Annotated in this window: 7 protein-coding genes; all 7 read right to left on the bottom strand. The window is 36.0% G+C overall.

Annotated features, from left to right (window positions below; translation table 11 throughout):
• Positions 1 to 6: 6 nt before the first annotated feature.
• The gene (locus ASE40_RS03580; RefSeq protein ID WP_057115425.1) at positions 7 to 453 is read right to left on the bottom strand and encodes a GNAT family N-acetyltransferase; all 447 of its coding nucleotides are present in this window, start codon (positions 451 to 453) and stop codon (positions 7 to 9) included.
• 129 nt (positions 454 to 582) lie between these two features.
• Positions 583 to 1,224, bottom strand: a complete 642-nt coding sequence (locus ASE40_RS03585) for a DUF1579 domain-containing protein (protein WP_057115426.1) — start codon at positions 1,222 to 1,224, stop codon at positions 583 to 585.
• Between the two features lie 131 nt (positions 1,225 to 1,355).
• Positions 1,356 to 2,324, bottom strand: a complete 969-nt coding sequence (locus ASE40_RS03590; RefSeq protein ID WP_057115427.1) for a DUF4837 family protein — start codon at positions 2,322 to 2,324, stop codon at positions 1,356 to 1,358.
• 46 nt (positions 2,325 to 2,370) lie between these two features.
• Positions 2,371 to 4,179, bottom strand: coding sequence for a LysM peptidoglycan-binding domain-containing protein (locus ASE40_RS03595; RefSeq protein ID WP_057115976.1), 1,809 nt, complete (start codon positions 4,177 to 4,179; stop codon positions 2,371 to 2,373).
• A 110-nt stretch (positions 4,180 to 4,289) separates the two neighbouring features.
• Positions 4,290 to 5,477 carry a phosphoglycerate kinase gene (locus ASE40_RS03600; RefSeq protein ID WP_057115428.1) on the bottom strand — a complete coding sequence of 396 codons (1,188 nt, stop codon included), beginning with the start codon at positions 5,475 to 5,477 and terminating at the stop codon, positions 4,290 to 4,292.
• Between the two features lie 156 nt (positions 5,478 to 5,633).
• On the bottom strand, positions 5,634 to 6,614 hold the full coding sequence (locus ASE40_RS03605; RefSeq protein WP_057115977.1) for a type IX secretion system membrane protein PorP/SprF: 981 nt from the start codon (positions 6,612 to 6,614) through the stop codon (positions 5,634 to 5,636).
• Positions 6,615 to 6,657: 43 nt separating this feature from the next.
• Positions 6,658 to 24,087, bottom strand: coding sequence for a T9SS type B sorting domain-containing protein (locus ASE40_RS03610; protein ID WP_057115429.1), 17,430 nt, complete (start codon positions 24,085 to 24,087; stop codon positions 6,658 to 6,660).
• Positions 24,088 to 25,896 lie beyond the last annotated feature (1,809 nt).

The following is a 25,896-nucleotide window of genomic DNA, read 5'->3' on the forward strand; positions in this document are numbered from 1 at the left end:
ATTTAATTACTGTCGAATCATTTCAATATGCGGAATATCATCTTCTAAATACATTTCGCTGGTTTGTACAAAACCGTGGCTTTCGTAGAATTTCTTTAAATACAACTGTGCTCCGATAGTAATTTTATCTTTTCCAAAGTTTGACTGTATTTGAGAGATAGCTTCACGCATTAAATCATGTCCAAATTTTTTATCTCTGTAATTGGCATCAACTACCACTCTTCCTATTGAAGCGTTATCAAATGAAATTCCGGCATCGAATAAACGAGAATAAGCTACAATTTTGCCGTCATATTCGCCAATTAAATGTAGTGCTTTCTTGTCTTTTCCGTCTAAATCCAAATAAACGCAGTTTTGCTCCACTACAAAGATCTCACTTCTTAGTCTGAGCAAATCATATAACTCGTTTACATTTAATGCCTCAAAAGGCTTTATTTTCCATTTTAACTCCATTCTGTATATTGTTTGCTGCTTTTTCGTTGTTGTTTATTATAGAACAAGCAAAATTACATCAAATATTATCAAATAGAAATCCCGACTACAAATTGTAATCGGGATTTCTATTTTACGCTGTGCTGGAAATTATTTTTTCTTCATCACTATTTCCATGCTTTTATATTCTGTTCCATTTTTCGTGTCGTACATTTCCATTTTTCGTGTTGTTGGATCAACAATTGTATATACTTCTCTGTACGGCGCTTTTTTTCCAGTTACTGGATTTACGACATCTCCTTTAAATTCAATTGTTTTTGTTTTTTCATCATATTTACCAAAAGCGACCATCATACCGGTTCCCATATTATCGATAAAAGTGGTTGTATATTCTTTACTGGCGTTGTTGTAGGCCAATGTACTTTTGCCGACAAATGGCGCTCCCATAATTTTTCCTTGGTAATCTGATTCTTGATAACGCCCTCCTAAAATCATTTTGATATTGGCTACTGAGGTTGTTTTTTCTGGTTTTGCATTCGGCTCATACCAAAAAGTCATATCGCAATTCCATGTTCCTACTTCGTCTGTCATTAATTTATGCGGAGCTCCGGGTGTTGCATATGCCTGCCAGGCTTTTGCTTGCGTAGCAGAATCTACTGGTTCTTCTGCAATTGGTTCTTCAGTTTTAATGCTGTCTGAAACTTTTGTGGTTTCGGTTTCTGTTTTTACTTCCTTTTTACAAGAGATCAAACACAGCACAAACAATACTAGTGTTGCGGTTAATTTTTTCATAACTATTTGTTTTTATGTTTGTTACAAACAAAAGTAAGGAAAATATTAGCGTAAATTGCTTCAAGCTACAAGTTTCAGGTTTTTTGGTACGAGTTAGAATAATTGCCTGCTATAAGCTCAAAACAAAACTTTTATCTCTTATCAATTTTCACTGATTTAATAATTGCTTCTAACTCTAACATTAAATCTCGTTCTTGATTAGATGGCGAGTAACAAAATCCCTCTATAACCAAAAGACGATTATACGTTTTGTCAACAATGGCATAATTAATAAATGGTCCTGCCATAAAATCGTTTTTTAATTCCCAGGTTCCTTTTGTTTCAAAAGCATCTTTATTGTCTAATGTAACTTTTGAAAAATAAGGTGCGTAAGCTTCGCTGGTAATCATTCTTGTGTTAGGCTCGCGACCTTTAATGTAACTTCCAACTGAATCTCGCATACGCACAATTGAATTTACAACATCTTTTTTCTTGTCGAATTTGTGCAAAGGTATTTGGTATACTAGAAGACTTGTATTACCGCTGATAATTTCTTTTTTAAGCCAGATGAAATTCTTTTTATGCAGTACATATTCATATCCAGTAGGGATTTGTAGATCGATATGGAATTTATTTTTAATGATCGCTGGATTCAATAGTGATTTACTATTGTCTTCCTGAACCTTTTGAATTTCGGCATCACGAATTTGTTTGATGATCTCTGGAGAGTTTAATTCGATACTACAGATAATATCATCTACTGATTTTCCGTAGATACGGAATGTATTGTGAGGTAAAGCTTTGCTTCGAATGATTTCGAATTTATCTGATGCCGTTTTTTTAACTACAATAATGCTTCGGCTGTCGGTTACAAAACCTTCAAGCAAACGAGCAGGATATTGATTGATGGTAAAAAGCGGTTCTTCTTGTGTAAGTCCAAGAACTGGCGAGGCAAATTTATTTCGAATACTATCACCAACTTCTCCATACCATAGCTGATCGTCAATAATGATCGAAATGGTATTGGTTTTTCCTGAAACTGAATCGTTCTGCTTTTCGCCTTTGAAGCATGAAATCAGGAAAAATGAAAGTAATAGAAATAAAAAATGGGTTTTATTCATTTTCTTAATTTATGAAATAAAACCCAAATTTAATAAGATTATTCTATTATCCGTTTATTTTAAGTTTCATTCCCGGTTTAATGTCTTCATCTTTAATACCATTCCATTTTTTAATATCTGAAATTGTTACTCCAGGATATTTTTTAGAAATACTGTATAAAGAGTCTCCTTTTTTAACGTAATAATCCTCACCCATATTTTTAGAAACTGCCTTTTTCTTGAATGAATCAACTGAAGTTGATGCAATTGCTGTTGAAGCCGGCTCTTCTATTATTGGAGACGCTTTTGAAATAATAAGCGTTTTTCCTAAACCAATATTATTTGAAGTTAAATTATTAAGTTCTTTTAACTCCGCAATAGTCATACCGAATTTTTTGGCAATACTTCCTAAATTATCTCCAGCAGCTACAACATAGTCTTGTGGTACTGTAGTTGATTTTTCTTTATCATCTGCAGATGCAATTGCTTCTTCTTTGTCTATAACTGGACTTGTTTTAACTGGAGCATTTTCTTCAGATTTAATTTTAAGACTTCTTCCAACTGCAACAGCATTAGTTTTAATGTTATTCCATTTTTTTAACTCACTAATACTCACATTGTATTTTGATGCAATTGCTCCTAAATTATCTCCTTTTCTAACTTTGTAAAATTCGAAATCGCTATTGTCAATTGCTGCAGGTTTAGCTGCCGGCTTAACTTTTGGAGCATATTTTACTGCAAGTCTTGATGAAGTTGATCTAAATTCTGTATCGTGCTTAACGTATGCATAAATCTGATCTTCGTTGGAAACAAATGTTGCTATTTTATCTTTTGGAAGACGAATAAAATGTTGTTCTCCTTGATAGAAAGGAACGACATTCATTTTATAAGATGGATTTAAAAGCTGGATTTGCGATTGCGGCATGTCTAATAAATCAGCAAGTTGTTTAAAAGACATTTGATTTTTAATTGCTATTGTATCTGTTTCAAAGTTTTTAACAACAGCTCTTTCTGGGTTAATTCCGTGTTCTTTATGATATTCAAAAAGATACATTGTTGCTAAGAAAGCGGGAACGTAACCTTGAGTTTCTTTTGGAAGGTAATTGCGAATGTCCCAATATTTAGTTTTTCCGCCTGAGCGACGAATTGCTTTGGTAACATTTCCAGGACCTGAATTGTAAGATGCTAAAACCAGTTCCCAGTCACCAAAAATATTGAACATTTTGGTCATGTATTCAGAACATGCGGCTGTAGCTTTAAGAGGATCACTTCTTTCATCGATGTAAGAATCGATTTTTAAAGCGTATTGTTTTCCGGTTCCGTACATAAACTGCCAAAGTCCCGTGGCGCCCATTTTAGAAACTGCTTTAGGATTTAAAGCAGATTCTACAACGGCTAAATATTTTATTTCCAAAGGAACATTTTGTTTGGCAAAAGCGTCCTCAAAGATTGGGAAATAATATTCTGATAAAGCCATTAATCGAGAAAACGATTTTTTACGGTTCTTAAGAAATGACTTTATTATATTTTCTAAACCTTGATTGTATTCTATCTCAAAAGGTGATTTCTGATTCATTGCCGCTAAACGCTGTTTGAGCAATTCTGTTGGCAGTTCTTCATCGACAGTGACATCTTTATTAATTGTTTGAATGTCTTTTGTTAAATCGTCATAAATGTCAAGACTAACTAATTCATTCATCCATAAACTATCAACTTTTGTAGCTAACTGGTCTCTTTTGAATGTGCTTTTGATAGAATCTAAATACGACAACTTAATGTCTTGCTTTATCTCTCTAGAAAATTCTGCAGATTCCTGCGCGAACATCGACATAGAGAACAAAGCTGTAACCACTAAGGATATTTTCTTTACAATCATATAACATTTTTTTAAAATTCTGTAACTCAAAGAATTATAGGAACTGTATTTTTGCAAATCTAAGCCCTTTATCGAAGAAAACTATGTAAAAAAATGTTAATTGTGATATTTTAGTCTAAAATTGCAGCAATTCCAGGTAAAACTCTTCCTTCTAACATCTCAAGCATAGCCCCGCCACCAGTAGAAACATAGCTCATTTTGTCTTCAAATCCGAATTGTTTTACTGCTGCAACAGAATCACCACCTCCTACTAAAGAAAATGCACCATTTTCTGTAGCTTCGGCAATATAGTCCCCTAATGCGATCGTTCCTTTAGAGAAAGTTTCCATTTCAAAAACTCCTAATGGACCATTCCAAAGGATAGTTTTTGACTCTAAAATTACTTTTTTGAAGTTCTCTAAAGATTTTGGACCTGCATCTAAACCTTGCCATCCGTCAGGAATTGCAGTTACATCTACAACCTGAGTATTTGCATTGTTTGAGAAATCATCTGCAGCAATAACATCAACTGGAATATGAACTTGAACGTTTTTTTCTTTTGCTAATCTTAAAATTTCAAGAGCTAAATCTAATTTATCGTCTTCACAGATAGATTCACCAATTTTTCCGCCTTGGGCTTTAATGAAAGTAAATGTCATTCCGCCTCCAATAATCATGTGATCAACTTTATCTAAGATATTTTCGATAACTGTGATTTTAGATGAAACTTTAGAACCTCCAAGAACAGCAGTAACAGGTTTTTCACTGTTATTAAGTACTTTGTTTAAACTCTCAATTTCTTTGGCCAATAAAGTTCCGAAACATTTATCGTTTGGAAAAAATTGTGCAATAATTGTAGTTGATGCGTGCGCTCTGTGAGCTGTACCAAATGCATCGTTTACATAAATATCTCCAAGAGAAGCTAATTCTTTAGCAAAAGCTACATCTCCAGCTTCTTCTTCTGCGTGAAAACGTAAATTTTCTAATAATAGAACTTCACCTGGTTTTAAATCTTTTGCTGCAGTCTGAGCTGGTTCTCCAACGCAGTTTTCAGCAAATTTTACTTCAACTCCTAAAATATCTGAAGCTGTTTTTAAAATATGTTTAAGAGAATATTTCTCTTCTGCTCCTTTTGGTCTGCCTAAATGTGACATTAAGATCACACTTCCACCTTGTGCTAAGATTGTGTCAATAGTTGGTTTTGCAGCCTCAATACGTGTTGTATCTGTAACATTAAAATTCTCATCCAACGGCACGTTGAAGTCTACACGGATAATTGCTTTTTTATTTTTAAAATCGAAATCGTTTAAAGTTTTCATCTGTAATTTTTTTAATTTTTTGAAAGAATAACAAATATAGAACTTTTACAGTACTATAAATTTCAAAAAAGCAAAAATAATCGATCAATAAAAACGAAAACGTTGTAAATTATGAAAATAAACAAATTAATTATTAAAAATGATAAAAATACTTGTTTAATCGTGAACTGGACTCTGTGTACAAGGACAGTTACTGATAGATTGTAAGAAATCAAATCCGATTGTTATCGAGTGGGTTCCAGAATTGTAAGTCCCAAGTCCGTTAAACATAAATTGGTACGAATACGCAAAATAGAATTTAGATTTCATAAAACCTGCCATTGGTCCTGCTGCCAAAGGCTTAGGAAACTGATCATTTAAGAAACGGTAAGAAACTCCAATCCAATAGTAATCTTCGTAACGATTGTAACGTCTGTATTTAAAGTTAAGGTCGGTTGTCGAACGCTGGTCACTCGCAAAATACTGCAAGAAAACTGATGGTTCGTATTCAATTCTTCTGTTTTCCCCATCTCTAAATGTAAATCCAGAGTATACTTGAAAGTTTGAAAGTAAGTCCGGCTCAACTCCTCTATACTTGTCAACGTTTTTCTTTAAAACGTTATTGGCATTAAAACTAAAGTAGAATCCTTTGTTACGATACAAAGCACTAATATCAAAGTTGTTGTTTGAATTGTAGCGATTGTCTGTTATCGAAGGATCTAATGCTACTGGAACACCATTTACATCTCCTGTAAAATTGCCTGTTTCAATACGGAAACTATTAAAGTTATATGAAATACCAAAGGAAAGATATTGCTCTGAGTAATAATCTAAGATAAGGTGGTGTGCAAAGGAAACTTTTGCTCCTGTTTGTCTTGTATTACCATTGCTGTCATTGTATAAAGACAACCCTACTCCGGAACGATCTAAAATTCGAAAATCTGCATACAATGATTGGTTATCTGGTGCATCTTTGATTCCGACCCACTGTGTTAAACCATTGGCTCTAATACGGAGATTATCTCCAATACCAGCATAAGCAGGCGAAAGAATAAAAGGGTTATCAGCCAAATACTGGGTAAATACTGGTAGGTTTAACTCTTGGCTGTAACTTGTTGTTACAGCCATGAGTACTAAGGATAAAATAAACTTTTTCATTGTAATAAATTTTTTAGATAACATCATTGGGGCTATAATTTTGTTATCTGTATAAAGTGAAATGTCCAACAAATTCTCTATTATCTTTTGGATCATTTAGTTTAAGAACATACCAGTAATCTCCTGTTGGTAATTCACTGCCATGGTATCTACCATCCCATTTTTGACCAACGTGGTATTTCGCTACTACTCTACCATATCTGTCATAAATATCAAATGTCAATTCTTTGTATGCTAATGCACCACAATCTGGACCAATAGTATCATTTTGTCCGTCACCGTTTGGTGTGAAATAGTTTGGCATACAGAAATCATAGAATATACCGTGAACAGTTATTGTTGCCTCACAACCGTTTTTGTCTCTTACGATCACTTGGTAATCACCTGTTTTATAGATTCTATAAGTGTTAGATGATGTAAATGACTCTCCGTTGAAACTATACTCGTAAGGAGCAACACCTCCAGAAGCTTTAACTTCTATAACGTTTATGTCTTTGCTTTGGTTTGTTACGTCAATTAAAGCTAAAGGATCAACTGCATTGACAGTAAAGATTGGAGTTGGCACTTCGCAACCATTAGTGTGTCTTGCAACGATGAAGTGATCACCAGCAGGAACATTTGTAAAGATGTTACTTGGCTGGTAAGTACCATTGTTATCTAATGAATAATCAACATCTGCAGGGTTTGTAATTGAAGCATCAATTGTCACCACAACCATATTGGCTTGTGTATTGTTCACACAGTCATATGTTACCTCAGCAGTTGGGTTAAGAATTACAGCATCTGGCATGTTTTCAACGAACTCAACTATACAGCCTTGTACATCTTTAACATAAACTGTATGCTTACCACCATTCAAACCTGTAAAATCAAATATTGTTTGTGTAGCAGTTCCTTGAGTAAATGGTCCTTTTTCATTATCTAAACTGATACTGTAAGGAGCTGTTCCTCCTCTTACTTCAATACTGAATGCACCGTCTTTATCACCATCACAAACTTCAGGAATCATAGAGTTTGGTACTTCTGTTACTACAACCGGATTTGGTTGAGTAATTTCGATATCAGCTCTTACATAACATCCGTTTTCATCTTGTGCAATAATTGTATAAGTACCTGGCGCAAGTCTATCAAATGTACTGATCAAATCAAACTGATTTAAGTCTGGTGAGATCGCATATTTAATAGTCCCTGTACCACCTGCAGCTGTTACAACAATTTTACCGTTGTTTTCACCGAAACAAGAAACGTTTGTTGGTGTAAATACTGCAGTTAAAGCAGCGGCTGGTTCTGTAATTGTAGCATTTACTGAAGTTTGGTTACAATCTCCACTGTCTACTTTTACTCTGTAAGTTCCAATTACAAGATTCTCGAATCTACCATTATTTTGTGGCCCCTGAACTATTGCTCCGGCTGTATTTTCTAATGTATAAACGTAGTTTCCTAAACCACCTTTTGCGTCAGCAACGATAACTCCAGTAGCTTCACCTGTACATTTTACAACAGCGTTTGTAATATCTAAATCAACTGTTAGAGGAACTAAAGGATCAATCTTAATTTCATTAGAAATAAAACTAATACAGTTATTCGCATCTTTTACATAATACTGATATGTTCCAACTGGCACTGAGAAAGTAACCGATGAAGCAAATGTACCAGTAGTAGTGGCAAAATTAGGATCTGAGCTATAGCTGTATGGTGCTAATCCTCCAGTTGCACTTAATGTAAGTGTTGACTGAACATTACATGTTTGAGTTGAAGCTAAAACTAAACTTGGAATAACTTCTGTTGGTTCTGTAATAACAATCGTTGCAGAAGTTGCTTCACAATTAAATCCGTCCGTAACTTTTATTGTATATGTTCCAGCACCAAGACCGTCAAAAACATTTGATGCCTGTGGTCCTGAAGATACGATATCTGTTCCGATCGTACTGTTTAGAGTGTACATATAATTACTTCCCTGACCACCTGTTGGTAAAGAAACTGTTATGGTAGCATTTCTATCACCAAAACATGATAACATTGTAGCACTTGGCGTAGCAGTGAATGAAATTGGAGTCGGAATTACTAATGTCGCTGTTGTTGTTGCGATACATCCTTCTCCGTCTTTAGCATTGATAGTATACGTTCCTGCTGATAATCCTGTAAAGGCATATTGAGCAGAGTAATCAACTACAACAGCTCCGTTCAGAACTAATTGATATTGATAGTTAGTATCCCATCCACCTGCTGCAGAAGCGTAGATTTCACCGTCATTATTACCTGGGTTACAAGTAATTTCTGATTGAGTTGTCGTCACTGCCAATTGTGTTGCAGGCTGTTCAATTGTAAATAATGTTGCTACTGTACAATAAGGACTTCCAACTAATGTTGCACTAACTGTATACTGACCAGCTGTTAAATTAGAAATTGTAGTTACTGCACCTGTTGTTGTTCCTGTGCTTGAAACAGGACCTGTGATAACATAGTTAAATGCACCTGCCTCGTCTGTTGGAGTTGGCTGTCTGTCAACGAAAGTTAAAGTAACCTGTCCATCAGCTGTTCCGTAGCAAATATGTGCACTTGCAGGAACTGCATTAATTTGGAAAGTATTTGGGTCGTTAACATAGTGTACTGCTTTTATTATACAGTTTGTATCAAGATTAGTAACACTTACAATGTAATTTCCGATAGGTAAATTAGTAAAGATACCAGATGCATTATTTGGATTTCCAGCAACTGCATTTCCTGAACCATCAGTGATAGCATATTCTAAGTTTGCTGCTCCTCCAGTTGTTGCAACTGTAACTGTAATGTTTTCTCCGTTATTACAAGTAATTGCATTTGTAACATTAACAGTAATATCGTCTAAACTAATAAACGGATTAATTACATATGTTCCGGCATTTGACCCTATACATCCATTACTATCGTAAACATTAACAGTATATGATCCGCCTTGATAATCTGTTTCTGTGTAAACATTGTTAGAACCTTTGTAAACTACGACACCATTTCTGATGAATTCATAATTAGCATAAGTTCCTGATCCTCCTGTTACACCTGTTACAGTAATAGTTGCAAAATTGCTTGTATTATCTGTAGTACAACCGTATTGAGCAACGGCAGGGTTAGGAACAACTATCAATGCTGGTTCGATAACCTGAACAGTTTTACTGTCAGAACATCCTCTTCCAGAAGTAACTGTTACAGTATAACTTCCTTGAGTTAATCCTGTAAATACTGGACTAGTCTGAGGAGTACCTCCGTTTAAGCTGTACATATAAACAGGGTTATCGTTTATACCTGCACTTGGAGCGTCTAGTGAAGCTATGATTGTTCCGTCATTTCCTCCAAAACAAGTTACCGGCGTAGCTACAGCATCAAATCCTGTTACTAGAGTTGCTGGATCTAATTTAAAAGTTACATCTTCTGTACAACCTGTTGTCAAATCAGTAACCACAATTGTATGTGAACCAGCTGATAAACCACCGAATGTAGCCGGAGTAGTTGTTACAGTTGTAGTTCCGTCAATTGTATAACTGTAGTTACCTGTACCACCTGTAGCCGTAGCACTTACGCTTCCGTCACCGTTAGCACAAGTTGTTAAATCTACAACCGTATTTTGAATGTCTAATGGCTCTAAAATAGTTACGGCTGCGTTGAATACAAATTCACATCCGAATCTATCTCTCACTGTTAGATCATAAGTTTTAGGAACACTTACTGTAAATGTAAGTCCAGATTGGAATCCTGAACCAATGCTATATTCAAATGGTCCCATACCTGTTCCTGGTGTAACTACAATATCATAAGTTCCTGTGGTAGCATTTGGACATTGAGATACAGCTGCTGCTGTAAATCCTGATGGAAGTGGGTCAATAATGATATTCACTCTATATGGAGCAGAAATACATCCATTAGCATCTTGTGCATAAACATCCCATGCAGGTACAGTTGCATCTAATTCTCTTGTATCAGCTGCATCATATGTTCCTGCCGGATCACCTGCGTGAACAAATGAATAGGTGTATCCAGGGTTTCCACCACTACCTGCTACTGTTACTACAGCACCAGTTTTACAATTTGCATTAACATTGTCTACTAGAGAAACTATAACTACTGTTGGTTGTTTTACTTCTGCCATAGCAGTTGCTGTACAACCTGTAGCGTTGTCTGTTATATTAATAGTATACTGACCAAAAGAAAGACCTGTTAATGGAATTGTGTTTGCACTTGTTGACGTTGAAGGAACAAATCCAACACCGTCTTTGTCAATTGTATAAGTATAACTTCCCGCAAAATCCGAAACTGTGAAAGTTACTTGACCGTCATTTGTTGTATTACAAGTCATATCAGCAATCACTTGACCATTTACAACAATATTTGTAACTGGTGCGATTGGTAATAATTCTTCGTAAGTACATCCGTTAGAATCTGTAACTCTGAACATGTAATCTCCAGGTACTAATCCTGTAAAGTTTGCCGGAACAGTATTATCTGCTGTATTAACCGGAGCATAACCTGTTGTAGCTGTTCCGTTAAACTCAATGATTTCGAAAGTTAATGAGCCAACTCCATTTGTAGCTGTAACATCAACTGTACTAGTTGTAGCCAAACAAGTTACTACAGATGCATTGAATGTTAAATCTGTTGGTTTGTTTAGTGGTACAATTGGTACTGTTACTGGAGCAGTTTCACAACCATTAGCATCTTTCACAGTGTAAGTTACAGAAGGAATTGATCCATCATTAACTACTGAGAAAGTATTAGCTGTGTCATAACCTTGACCATTGAAATTATATCTATAGTCAGTAGTACCGCCTGTTGCAGTTACAACTATGGAAGTAGTTGTACTACATGTTGTATTTGGAGTAATTGCATGGATAGCTGTTAATTCAGTTGGTTGAGTAATTACAATAGTTGCTGGTGCCGAAACACAATTCTTAGAATCAGTTGCAACTACAGTATATGTTCCTGCAATCAATCCTGTGTAATTTCCTGTTGCATCACCTGTCGTGTTAACAACTGGTCCTGTCAATGCAAATGTATAAGGAAGACGGCCACCTGTTGGAACAACTGTCAAACTTCCGTTATTAAATCCAAAACAGCTTACATTAATATGTGAATCAGCAAGTGTTGGAGTTACTGTTGGATTTACTGTTACAGTAGTAGTTGTTACAGAACATGTTGGTGCATTACTATCTGTAATTACAAAATAATAATCTCCATCTGCTTCCACAGAAGCTGTAAAGTTTCCGGCAACACCTGTTACTGGTCCCGTAGCAGCTCCATTATGATACATTTGATATGTATATGGTCCTACACCACCAGCAATCGTAACATCGATTGTTGCGTTAACAGGAGCAGCACAATATAGATCTTTAGTTACTGAAGCACTTGCAATTAATTGTTCTTGAATGATATAATCTACTTCATCAGGACATCCATTATCATCAGTTAAGATAATTTTGTATGTTCCAGGAGCACTAAACGTTGCTGTTGTTCCTGTTAAAATTGTTCCGTTTACAGTAAATGATTTTACTCCATTATAAGTTGTAGATAATGCATCTAAATCAACTGTTAAATTAGAACCAACAAAACATTGCTGTGCTGGTAAATTAAGACGTGGAGCAACATTATAAGTTACAGGTACATTTATTGGCCCTGCAATACAAAGATTTGCATCTTGTACATACACATCCCAAGAAAGATCTGTTAAATTAGTATCTACAGTAAGAACTGAACTTCCTCCAAATGTTGTTGGTGCAGGATCACCTGCTTTAACTACAGCATAAGTGTAACCAGCAGTTCCGCCAGTAACATTTGTAACTGTTATTTCAGACTCATCATCAGAACAGAATACTTTGCTAGCCGTTGCAGTAAATGCGATTGGAGCCGGCATTGTAATAGTAACATCTGCAGATTTAGAACAAGTTGTTGTAATATCGTTAACAGTTACTGTGTAAGTACCTGCTTCAAGACCTGTTAATGTAATTACATCTGCTGCAACAGTTGGAGCATTATAAGACAATGCAGCCGGATTAGTAGTTACTACGATATTATAGTTACCGCTTGCGCTGAAATCTGAAACTGTGAAAGTAGCTGAACCATTATTATCTGTTCCGTTTGCAGTGTTACAACTCACATTATTTGCAGATGTACGAACAATGTCAATCGGAATAACTGGTTCTACTTTGTAAGGTCTTTCAATAGAACAACCATTAGCATCTGTAACTTTAAATAAGTAAGTATTTGGAGCTAAGCCAACAAAAGTTGCGTTGTTTCCATTATCTAATGTTATCGGTGAAATAATTTCATATTTCGCATATGGAGTATATCCTCCGCTTACAGTCAAGGTAACATCAGCCACATTTGTTGGACAAATAGGAGCTGTAGTTAAAGCGAAAGTTATATTTGTTAATGGCTGATATGCTGGAACAACAACGCTACCATTAAATTGACATCCATTAGCATCTATAACATAATAATTTACTGTTTGAGCAGATGTACTAACAGTTACCTGAGTTGTATTATCAGTATAATATGTTGCACCTCCATCAAAATTAAATCTGTATGGTGATGTTCCTCCAGTAGCTGTAATTGTTACAACCGCAGGCTGAGCAGCATTGCTTGCATTACATGCATAAGCTGTAATTGCAGGCGTAGCATCTAAAATTGCCGGCTGACCTACAGTATATTGTTTTGTTAAAGTACAACCTCTTCCAGATGTAACCGTGATATCATAAACTCCTTGTGGTAAACTAGAGAATACATTACCCGTTTGTACATATCCAACTGGAGCTGGTGAAATCGCATAAGTATAAGTTGGATTGTCATTTGAAGGCAATAAATTAACTTCAATTTTTCCGTTAGTTCCGTTGAAACAAGAAACATCAGTTACAACAGCATCAAATGCTACAGGAGTACCTGCTGGTAAAGTTACCTCTGCTGTTGTAGTACAAAGATTTCCGTTGTCGGTCATTGTAATAGTATAAGTATCTGCTCTAAGTCCAGAAATTGTATTTCCTGAAATTACAATACTTGGATGCATTGGCGTAATACTATAACTATAAGAGTTTGTTCCTCCAGATGGAGTTAATGTAATTACACCATTATTAACCACACAACTTGGCAATGCCGTCTTTTCAGGGATTAATTTTAATGGCGCATTAATATTGATAGTCTTAGTATCTGTACAATCATTTCCATCTTTAATGGTAATTGTATGAGATCCTGAACTTAAATTGGTAACTGTATATGGCAATCCTGGAATGCTTACAAATACTCCAGTATCCACTTTAATTGAATAAGCTCCTACTCCCGCAGCAGTTTCGCTAACAACAACTCCAAAAGCACCTTCAGCCGCACAATTATTAGCTACACTTAAACTAATTACTGGACTTGGATCTTTAATGATTGTTGTGTTTAATGGGAACTCACAACCTTGAGCATCTTTAACAATAATATTCCAGTTTACATTTGTACCTGTTGGTCCTGGATCTAAACTTAATACATTTCCAGCAGCAAAAACTGATGGAGTAGCTGGAGCTACTGCTGAAGCAAATGTGTAAGGTCCTGTACCACCAGTAACCTTAATAGTCACTTGAGCTGGATCATCACAGTTTGCATTAACAGTATTTGTTATAATTGCATCAAGCGGTTGAACTGGCTCTGTTATTTGAAAAACTTCAGTAGTAGAACACAATGTTCCATCAAACTCTTTTACATAAAGAGCATAATTTCCTGGTCTTAATCCTGTAAGTGTTCCATTATATGCTGAACCTGTTAGACCAGTAGCTGATCCATTAACAGGTGGTACAATTGGTAAATTTGTCAAGTTGTCTCTAACTTCAAAATCTAATCTTGTTGCATTGTAGTTAGATACTGTGAAATTAATAATTCCATTCGCAGCACCATTACATGTAACATTCGTAGTTGTTAAAGGATTAATTTCAAGATTAGAAATTTTTGGAGTTTTCATCTCATAGTAAGATGGACATCCGTTAGCATCCACAACTTCAAAAACATAATTTGTATTTTGATCTAAGCCTGTAAATGTATAAGAAGTTGCTGGAGTTAAACCAGAAGTTGTACCAACTCCATAAATTGTGTATGTGAATGGTGCAACACCCGTTCCTCCAAATACTCCAACTTCAACAGAAATACCATCATCACAAGTGGCGCCAACTACTGTTCCGTTTAACTGTAAGTATGGTGGAGGCTGAATTCTTAATTTACTGCTTTTGAATTCACAACCATTTGCATCTACAACATTGATATAATAATCTCCAAAATTTAATCCAGGGAAATTATGTGCAATAGCTGCATTTGCAGTATTTGCAGTATAAGTACCAATTTCCGTCATAGAATTATTGTATAAATGATATATGTAAGGAGCTGTTCCTCCAGACACAACATTTACATCAAAACTTCCTGGTATAGTAGATTTACAAGTAATGCCATGAACAACAATATTCATTACTATTGGTGGAGGGTTATTTAATGTAATACTATTACGGTATTCACATCCTTTATTGTCTCTAACCACATAATTGTAAGTTCCTGAAGCTAAACCACCATAAGTAGTTAAATTTCCGAAAGTAACTCCATTATCAATACTATATTGGAAAGGTGCTTCACCAATAGGGTTTGTAAAACGTATTGTACCATCAGAATAACCATTACATGTAGGATCAACCTTAGCAACTGTTACAGCTACTGGTACATAATCTGATACCGTAGCAGTACTTGTTTCTTTTGTACAACCATTAGCATCAGTAATTTCAAATTGATATACTCCTGCTGTTGACGTTGTATATGGGAATGATGTTCCCGTAAAAGCAATTGGTGAACCTGTATAGGTTCCTGCGCCAACTTTAACTCTGTATCCAAACGGCGCTGCACCACCTGTTACAGAAACTGTAATACTAGCATCTGTTGGTGTAGCACAAGTAAGATCTTTTGTTAAAATCGCTGTACCAATCATGGCATCGTTAACTGTTACAGTTGTTGTACTTGTACAGTTATTGGCATCTTTTATAGTAATTGTATAAGTACCTGCAGTTACTGTAAATGTATTAGCCGGACTTGGCGCTGCGCCAGTATTAATTGAATATATGTAAGGAGCAACTCCGTTTGAACCTGTAGCTACAATTTGGAAAGTATTTCCTGAAGCTGTACACTGATTGGTTACTGAAGCTGTTACGCTTGGAGCTGTATCTGTTGTTAAAGTTAATGGTAAAACTACTGTACATTCGTTAGAATCTTTCACCCATGCAAACCATGTAAGTGCCGGATTTAAATTAGCAGAATTTGCTGTATCATATGTTCCAGCTACAGTATTACTGTTACTGAATGAATACTGATATCCAGGTGTTCCTCCAGCTGCAGTAATAGTAACTTTTGCTGTTGGAATATTACAGTTTGCATTAACATAAGCTGCAGTTGCCGAAAGTGCAGTTGCAGGCTGACTAATAGTAATTGATGTTGGAACAGTACATCCTGTAGTTTCGTCTGTAAACACAACGCCGTAAGTTCCTTGTGGTAAATTAGGAAGTGTAAATACAGCAGCAGACTGACCTGTTACAGGTGTTCCGCTGTTAACTACGTAACTATATGTAGAAGCAAATCCGCTTACATTGTAACGAATAGTTCCTGTTGAACCTCCATTACAATAAACATCATTCAGTTTAGTTGCTAAAGCAATCATAGGAACTGCCGGAGCAATGTTTATTGGGAATGTATCATAACATCCCCTTGCGTCTGTTACTTTGAATATATAATTTCCAGATGCTAATCCAGCAAATGATCCTGTAGCATTTGATGGTGCCGTAGTTGGGCCAGAAACAATTTCGTATATAAATGGTGCAATTCCTGTTCCTGCAGTAACATTTACAGTTGCTGTACTAGTAGTACTTGCTGCAGGTGCACAATAAATTGGAGTTGTACCAACAGAAGCAATTGCTGGCGGATTTAATCTATCAATAACAATAGATTTTGTCGCCATTATACATCCATTTGCATCTTTAACAGCATAGTAAATAGTTTGATTTGTACCATTATCAACTACTGTTAATGTGTTCACAGAAGTAAATGATCCATTGTTGAAACTATATGTATATGGCGCAGTTCCCGTTGTTGGAACAACAATTGTTACAACAGCAGATTGTTTTGCATTATTAGTATCACAACTGAAAGTTGTTGCAGTAGCGTTTGTATTTAATGCTGTTGGCTCTGAAATTACAACAGATGTCGCAGCTGAAGTACAACCTAAAGCGTCAGTTACTAAAATATCGTAAGTACCTGCAATTAAACCAGTAGTTGTCGGAGTTGTAGAAATCAGAGTTCCCCCTCTTCTCACACTATATGTAAACGGTGCTTTTCCTGAAGTTGCTGTAATAGTAATTGCTCCAGTATTTCCACCATTACATGATACATCAACTTTACTAGTTGTAATTGTTAATGTAGTTGGTTTTAATGTGACCGGAATATCAGCAGTTTCTGCCTGACAAACAGGGTTTGAAGAATCTGTAACTCTAAATTTATAAGTTCCTGTTGCAGTTGCCACATAAGGACTTGTCGTTGTAGTGTAAGTTCCTCCATTAAATGAAACTGCATACGTACGAGTTCCCGTACCACCAGAAGAAGCTAAACTAATTGTGGTGTTTGGAGTACAAGTAACATCCGGTACAATTGTCGGAGTAATTGTTAATTGAGGTGCTACAACATAAGTAGTTGAAACATCACAACCAAAACCATCTCTGATGCTTAATGTGTAAGTACCCGGAGTTAAACTGAAATTAGGTGACGGCTGATAGAAAATACCATCTTTACTATAAGTTGGAGTTCCTACATAAGTACCCGTAATCGTAATATTAATTGGAGTTCCTGTATAACATTGTGATGCAGGGGTATCAATTGTCGGAACATTTTCAGATTGAATTGTAATCGTTCTTTTTACTGTACAATTGTTATTATCCTTAACATAAACATCAATTGATGTAGTAAGAACTGCAGTATCCACTTCAACACCTGTTCCATAAGCTGTACTTGGTACAGTTGAAGGACTAGCGGCATAAGCATATGTGTATCCAGGAGTTCCGCCTGTTAAACCTGTAAATGTTAAAGTAGCTTTTGTTGTTTTACAATTGATCTTCGTAGCTGTTACATTATAAGTAATTGCAGTTGCAGCACTAATTGTTACAGAAGCTGTATTAGAAGTACATCCTGTAGTAATATCTCTGGCTACTAAAGTATATGTACCCGCAGCTAAACCTGTTACTGTTACAGTATTACCTGATTTAGTAGCAGTTCCCGAATTTGGAGTCAATGTGTATGTAAAGTTTCCTGAACTACTTGGGTTTCCAATGTTGAATGTTGCAGTACCGTTGTTTGCATTGAAACATAATTCATCTGTTTTTGATCCAGAAACCGTAATTGCAGGAGCTGCATCAATTGTTCTTGAACCTGTTGCAGTACATCCGTTAGCATCAGTTACTCTAAAAGAATAATTTCCAGGAACTAATCCTGTAAATGTACCTGTGCTATTTGCAGCAGGTGAAGTTGGACCAGCTGTTACGGCATAAGTAAATGGTGCAACACCTCCAACAGCTGTTAATGTAATACTAGTTGTTGTAGTGTTACATGTAATACCTGCTGGTGTAGAGAACGTAAGAGATGTAGGCGGATTAAATGCCGGAATATTAATTGTTTTTGTATTAATACATCCTTTTGAATCTTTTACAGAATATGTAATAGTTTGTGCACTGCTTGTATTGGTAACAGAAAGTGTGTTAGTACTTGTATAAGTTGCACTTCCGTTAAAACTATAAGTATAAGTTCCTGAGCCACCCGCACCAGAAACTGTAATTACAGTCGTTGGGCTACAAGTTGTGTTTGCTGCCGCTGAAGCACTTGCTACAACCGGAGAAGGATTGTTTAATGTTATAGTATAAACTGGAGATACACAGCCTTTATTATCTTTTACTTGATATGTGTAATTTCTCGTGTTAACTGAACCTACAAATGCATTTAGACCTGTAAGTGTAGGACTTGTACCAAAAGTTGTACTTCCGTTAAAGCTGTAAGTGTAAGGTGCTCCACCTCCGCCTGCTGGAATAACAGTAAACTGACCATCAGTACCATTATTACAAGCAGGATCTACTTTGTTTGCTGTCGCAGTAGGATTTGTAATAGGATCTACTACAACCGGAACACTAACAACAATACATCCTTTTGAATCTGTTACTCTAAACACATAACTTCCAGCTAAAGATGCTGTGTAAATATTAGATGGAATAGCTGTATAAGTAGTGCTTCCGTTTACTGCTACTTCGTATGTGAAAGGACCTACACCGCCTGTGACTGTAAGTGTTATTTCTGCATTATTAGTAATACAATCTAATGGTTTAGTAATATTTCCTTCTGCTTTTAATTCGTTTGCAATAACGATATTCGAAATTGCAGGAGCAATACAACCGTTAGCATCTGTTACAATAATTGAATGTGTTCCAGGACCAACATTTGTAAATGTATTTGAAGTCTGACCCGGTGCACCATCTAAACTATAAGAATAAGGTGTTTTTCCTCCTGTAACATTTACCACAAGCGTTGAACGATTAACTGTATCGTAGCATAAATCTGAACTAGCCGCCAATGTTGCAGTAGGAGGTGTTGGTGCATTAATGTCTACACGAACTGATGCAGGAGAAGTACATGAATTTGAATCACGTGCAACTACCGTATAAGAACCTGTGGCCACATTTGTAAATATATTTAAACTTTGAAACGGAACTATAACTGTTGTACCCGTAGAATCTCTTAATTCATATTGATAACTTGGTGTACCTCCATTACCTGTTGCGGTAATCGAAGCTCCGTTTGTACAAGTAGGCTGAGTTGTAACCTGTGCTGTAACTGTTAAAGCCGTAGGTGATTTTACTTCTTGGGTTAATGGAAATACGCATGTTGAAGGAGAAGCATCAAAACGTACTCTAATATTATAATTTCCACTATTCAAACCGCTGGCAGTAACAGGAGAAACTTTAGAGTTTACCCAAGTTGCTCCATTATCTAATGAATAATCGAATCCGTAAGGAAGATTAAAGTTTTGAGCAGAAATAGTAATTTCTCCATCATTTTTTCCATTACATGTAACATCTTTAAATCCAGTTACTGAAGCAGTAAATGCTTTATTAGTGTCGATAACAATTGGGAAATCTTTTTGAGTGATACATGTTTTAGGAATCTGACGTACCCAAATATCATCAATAACAATATCATTTCCGCCGTATTCAATACTTCCAGAACGAATTCTGAATGTTAGATTGGTATTGTTTTTTGGATTCAATGAAATATTAATAGGAACCCACTTTGTTCTGTTCGGATCGTTTGCTGCTTCAGCGATTTTACCCGTATCCTCAGTAGCTACAACTTGTCCTGCTGAATCTACTAATTCAAACCTAACAATTGGAGCTGCACCATTCGTACCTGTGTTTAATAAATTTCCTACATACAAGGAAACCATTACAGGTTGATTTGGGATAACATCAATAATTGGTTTACTATAAAGAACTCCGTAAGGACCTGCAGCCCCTCCAATATTTACTAATAAATATCTTCCGTTTGCATCAGCTCCATTTGTAGTGTGATCTTTAAAGTGATACCAAGCGTTATCGTTTCTCCAGAAGAAACTTGTAACAGAATATTGGTTGTCTTCTACAGAACGAGTTGGTGTTCCGTTTAATGAACAAGTATAAGGAGGATTAACTCTTTGGTCATTGAAACAATATGCTGATGCAATACCTGGAGTTGTAGTGGTTCCACCAGAACCAAAATCTTCTAATAATAAATTACTATAAGTAGGTACTGAAGTTAAATTATATTTTACTGAAATAGTATGCGCACCAGATGGAACATTAACAAATACATTCGAAGGTGTATTTGTATTTAGTACGTTATCTATATAGTACTCATAAGCATAATTATTTCCTCCGCCGCTTGTTACCGTAACCGTACTTGTTGCTGTTCCGTTACAGTTAAAAACTGGTGGAGCAACAGATATTGTTGGGTCAGCAGGTTTTGGATCTAAAATCACTCCTGGCATACTGTATATACAGCCTTTAGAATCTTTAATGTAAAGTGTATATGTTCCTGGAGCAACATAAGCTTCGTTTGAAGCTCCATAGCTTGTACCTCCATCAAAACTATAAGTATAAGGAGCTGTTCCTCCTTGAGGGTTTGTAATTCTTACTTTACCAAATCCGTTACCAGAAGGATCACAGCCTGCCAATTCAGAAACACCCGCTGATGCTGATAAAGCATTTGCTGGAGCTGTGATCGTAATTGGTGTCGCAGGATCAGTACAAGTTACTCCTGACATTGTATAACGTACTACAACATTATAACCACCTGCAGCAACATTAGGGAATACAGGATTGTTACTAAAGGTTGCGCCATTATCTATACTATATTCTAAAGTATATCCATTAGCATTAGTAACATTTACGTTAATTTGAGAAGTTCCGCCACTACAGTTAATCTCAGCTGCAGTTACAGTATATGTTGGTTTCGGATTTGCAGTAACTGTAATAGATGTTGTTCCGCTGCAATTATTAGCATCAACAACTCTAATATCATATTTGCCAGGTCCTGTAACAGCGATTTCATTTGATAATTGGAATGAACTTGATCCGTTTATAAAATGATAATACGGTGCAGTTCCACCTGTCGTTGTTACTACTATTTTTCCATTAGCACAAGCTGTCAACGGAACGGTTAGAGCTGCCGTTGGAGTTAATCCTGCTGGAACCGGATTTACAGTAACTCTTACCGTTTTATCACAAAACGGCGCTGGTGTAGCACCTACTGGTCCGTTAGTAACTCTAATATCATAATCTCCTGATGATAAATTTGCAAAGGTATAATCTGAATTTGATGTTGGCCCAAAGCTATTTACCAAAGTACCTCCACTAGTGTAGATATAATAATAGTATTGTGGGTCGATATTTTGTGCACCAACTTTAATACTTCCTTTATCCGTTTTACATGTTGGCTGAGTTATCGCTGTACTAATGCTTAAATCTCTGCTTCTGATCAAAATACCTGGAACAGTAAAAATACAAGGATTAGTAGTTACGCCAATCTGTCTGATATGAACAGTATATGAATTTGGAGAAGTTATTGGGAATACGTTGCTAGTCTGATAAGCACCAGGAGTTCCGTTAGGATCTGTACTAATAGCATATTCGTATCCTGCAGGAACGCTGCCAATTGTAATACTTCCAGGAGCACCACAAATAATATCCTTATGAGTTTCTGTTGGTGTTAAAGAATTGCTGTATACATTAAAATAAAAACGGTTAAAGCATCCTCCAGCATAGTTTAATGTTAAACGAAATTGTCCTGCCTGATTCGCAGTATAACTTGGTCCACTTTTTACAGTAGTCCATTTACATGAAGCACTTTCATTAGCACAATTTTGATTTGTTACTGCTGTACAGCTTGCTTCATTTAATTTTTCCCAAACAATACTTGTCGCATCCGAAATATTTAATGTAATTACTTTCGAAGCGTTTCCACCACATAAGAAAATGTTTGGCAATTTTTTTCCATCATTTGAACAAGTTACCACCTGATCTGCAAAAGGTATTACCGGATTTTCTACAGTATTACCAAATCTCGTTACAACAAATGACTGATAAATTGATCTACAAGGAGCAGCAGCCAAATTGTACACATAATAAGTACCAGGATTTTTTACATTCAATACTTGTCCTTTTCCTATCTCTTTTGTACGTGCTTCATCACTATACCAAGTATAATCACTATAACCATTTGCTGCAGTTAGATTAATACTATCACCACAAAGCGTAACGTTGTCTGTATACTTACATCCGTCAACCCCTACTAAAAAGTTAGTTGCTTTTGGAACTAAGATACATCCTGTATTGGTATTAACACTCGGGTCATCAGAAATTGTGAAAGCTGTATTCTGTGTTCCTTTGTAAGTTGCATATGCAGAGTTGTCAATACTATTAGAACAAGCCTCACTTAACATATGACAATCTGGAACAACCTGAACTTTAAAGCTGATTACCTTTTCAGGGTCACCAATTTTAACCACACTATTATCAACCTTGAAAACAATGTTTCTTGTAGCTGCGTTATAACTTTGAACAGTTACTCCGGTTGGCAATGAAACAATATCTGCCGGGTAATTAAAAATAATATTTATAGGCAATTGATCTCTAATAGTAAATGATGTCGCATTATCATTTCCTGTATTTTTAAAACCAATTTCATAATTTAATTGTTGCCCTAAAGTAACATTTTGACCACCAATATTATCTCCCTTAGCATTCTTTACAATTTTGGTTAAAACAATTTTTGGCTCAATAATTTCAACATTGAATGCATTAAAGAATAGCCCATAACCATCTCCACTTGTCGTAAGTTTTAACTGTGCCGAAGTATCGTTATTTTTAATGACACTTCCTCCTGGGTTTGCCGAGGTTGCGGGATTGGGAACATTCAGAATACCTGCTTCGAAACCTAAAGTATTTCCACTGGCAGGAGTTCTGTCAGTGAAAGGTCCATTAGTATCATTAATTGTACTATTAAAAAAGTTGTCAATCGGACGTTGTGCGGTTGAAATATCAGTGTTATTAATAGAATATCTATCACCTGTTAAGTTAACGTCTCCCTCTAAAGCCGCAAAAGCTAATTTTGCTTTTACAGTACCTGTTGGGATCGTTTTAAAACCTGAAATGTTATAAGTTACTGGTCCACTACTAGCCTGAATCCATCTGAAACCATCAAACGTAGTAATGTATTTTGCTGAAGATTTAGGATCCTCATAAACAACAAATAAATTCCAACCAGCAGAAAAACCTCCATTGATTTTTCCTCTTGCCGAAATAATATTTGCAACTGTATAAGTTCCTTCTGGATCTGTTAGTCCTTGTACTAATGATGTCAAATCGTAATAATATGCATAAGGCATCTGATCACCATTTGAAGTAGAAGGGTAATAGTCATAAATCAACTGACCCGTAATATCAGTATAAGCGGTTTGATTGGGTAGTTTAATTTTAATAGAACCCAGGTTACTTCTGTTAACCGTTTTATCATCAACCGATCCTTTGCTGTAAATACCAGCCCAATAAAGTCCAGCGTAAACAACTTTATAACATTCCCTGCTTGCTGTTGGAATTGTTAATTTTGCCGAACTTGAACTAAATGTACTGGCATCACCATCGATGTCAATATATTGCATGTTAAGGTCGTTGTTGTTTTGGTTTGTTGCATTAAAGGCATCGTTCGCACGCTCATTATCCTTAACATCTCTATTCAAAATATTGTTACCAATCAAAAGCATATCTCCTTTTAAACTCGTATCAAAACGAGGGGTGAAATTCTTTTGAGAGTAAATAACAAAACTTTGAATACAAAGTAATACAGCTAAAACTAATTTTAAAGTAGTAGGTTTCTTCATTTTTCTATGGTTTCAGTTTAACGGCTGTTTTTTAAAGGGGCATTTAAAAAACAGCATATACTCTTTATTAAAATTTACTTTATGTTCCTCTTCTTTTTTCAAAGAAGCCGCATCTATATAATTAATTCTTCTTCTAATTCTCAACTTTTACTATAGCCATTTTGCCGTTATATGGTTTAGTTCCTTTCGCTTCTAATGCTTTGGTTGCCTCTTGTAAACCATCATACTTTTCGTAATAGATATAGTATTTACTTGTGGCTACATTGTAAAAGAAATTTACATCTGAACGTCCTGAAGCAACCGCTTTAGTCAAGAACTCATCACGTTTCTCTACACTGTTATGCACCGCAATAATTAAATAATAACCACTATCAGAATTTTTAATATTCTTAATAATCTGCATATTTGACTGCTCTTCACCAAAATCAAAATCATTTGCCGTCAATGGGGTACTGCTTAATTTAGTCGTTTCTTTAATACGTTTAAGAGCAGCAATGTCCTGCGCGTATCTTCCTTGATCATTCTCGTAAGCTGCACGTTTAATTCTACGTTTACGCTCAATTTCTGTCTCTGTTTTAATACGCTCTAAGTCGGCTAATAAGGCAGCGCCTTCTTTTTCCATTCTTAATTGAGCCGCTTTCAGCTCGTTTATCTTATCCAGATACGCTTTGTTTAACGGATCGTTTTTAGGGAATTTTTTAAGTCTCTCGTTATAAAGATTAGTCAGCTTATTGATTTCATTTTTCATGCTGTTATTTGCTTCAGCAATCTGTAATTTTAAAGCTTCAATCTGACTGTTTTCTGCCGCAACACTTTTGAAAGGTTTTGGCTCTCTATAAATTCCTTTTTCACTTAAATCATTCTCTTCTTTTAAATCACTTAAGTCTTTTTGTTTATTAGCAACAGTTGCTGTGAATTGTGCTAATAAATCATTTTGTGCTTTACTTGTATCATCAATAGATTTCGTCAAATCATCAATTGCTTTAGCAGTAGCATCTTTAGCTGAAGCTGCAAGAGCAGCTGCTTCTGCATCGGCTTTCGCTTTTTCTGCTGCTAATTTTGCCTGACGATCTTCTTCTTCTCTAAGTCTTCTTGTTTCTTCTTCCGCTTTTAATTTCTCTGTAGCTTCTGCATCAGCTTTCGCTTTTGCATCGGCAAGAAGTTTTGCTTGAAGAGCAGCCATATCTGCTTTCGCTTTTGCATCAGCTGCAAGTTTAGCTTCTAATGCTTCAGCATCTGCTTTTGCTTTTGCATCGGCTGCTAATTTAGCTTGACGCGCTTCTTCATCAAGTTTCGCTTTAGCTTCTGCGGCTTGTTGTACCTTTAATGCTTCTGCATCTGCTTTTGCTTTGGCATCCGCAGCAAGTTTAGCTTGTAATGCTTNCTGACGTGCTTCTTCTTCAACTTTTGCTTTAGCTTCAGCAGCTTGTTGTGCTTTTAATGCTTCAGCATCCGCTTTTGCTTTTGCATCAGCCGCTAATTTAGCCTGACGCGCTTCTTCCTCTTCTTGTAATTTTTTCGCTTCTGCATCGGCTTTTGCTTTTGCTGTAGCTTCTGCGTCTGCTTTAACTTTTGCATCAGCCAATAATTTTGCTTGAAGAGCAGCCATATCTGCTTTTGCTTTAGCATCAGCGGCAAGTTTAGCTTCTAATGCTTCCGCATCAGCTTTTGCTTTTGCATCGGCTGCTAATTTAGCTTGACGTGCTTCTTCTTCAACTTTTGCTTTAGCTTCTGCGGCTTGTTGTGCCTTTAATGCTTCTGCATCTGCTTTTGCTTTGGCATCCGCAGCAAGTTTAGCTTGTAATGCTT

Origin of the sequence: Flavobacterium sp. Root935, assembly GCF_001429295.1 — a bacterium.
GTDB lineage: Bacteria > Bacteroidota > Bacteroidia > Flavobacteriales > Flavobacteriaceae > Flavobacterium.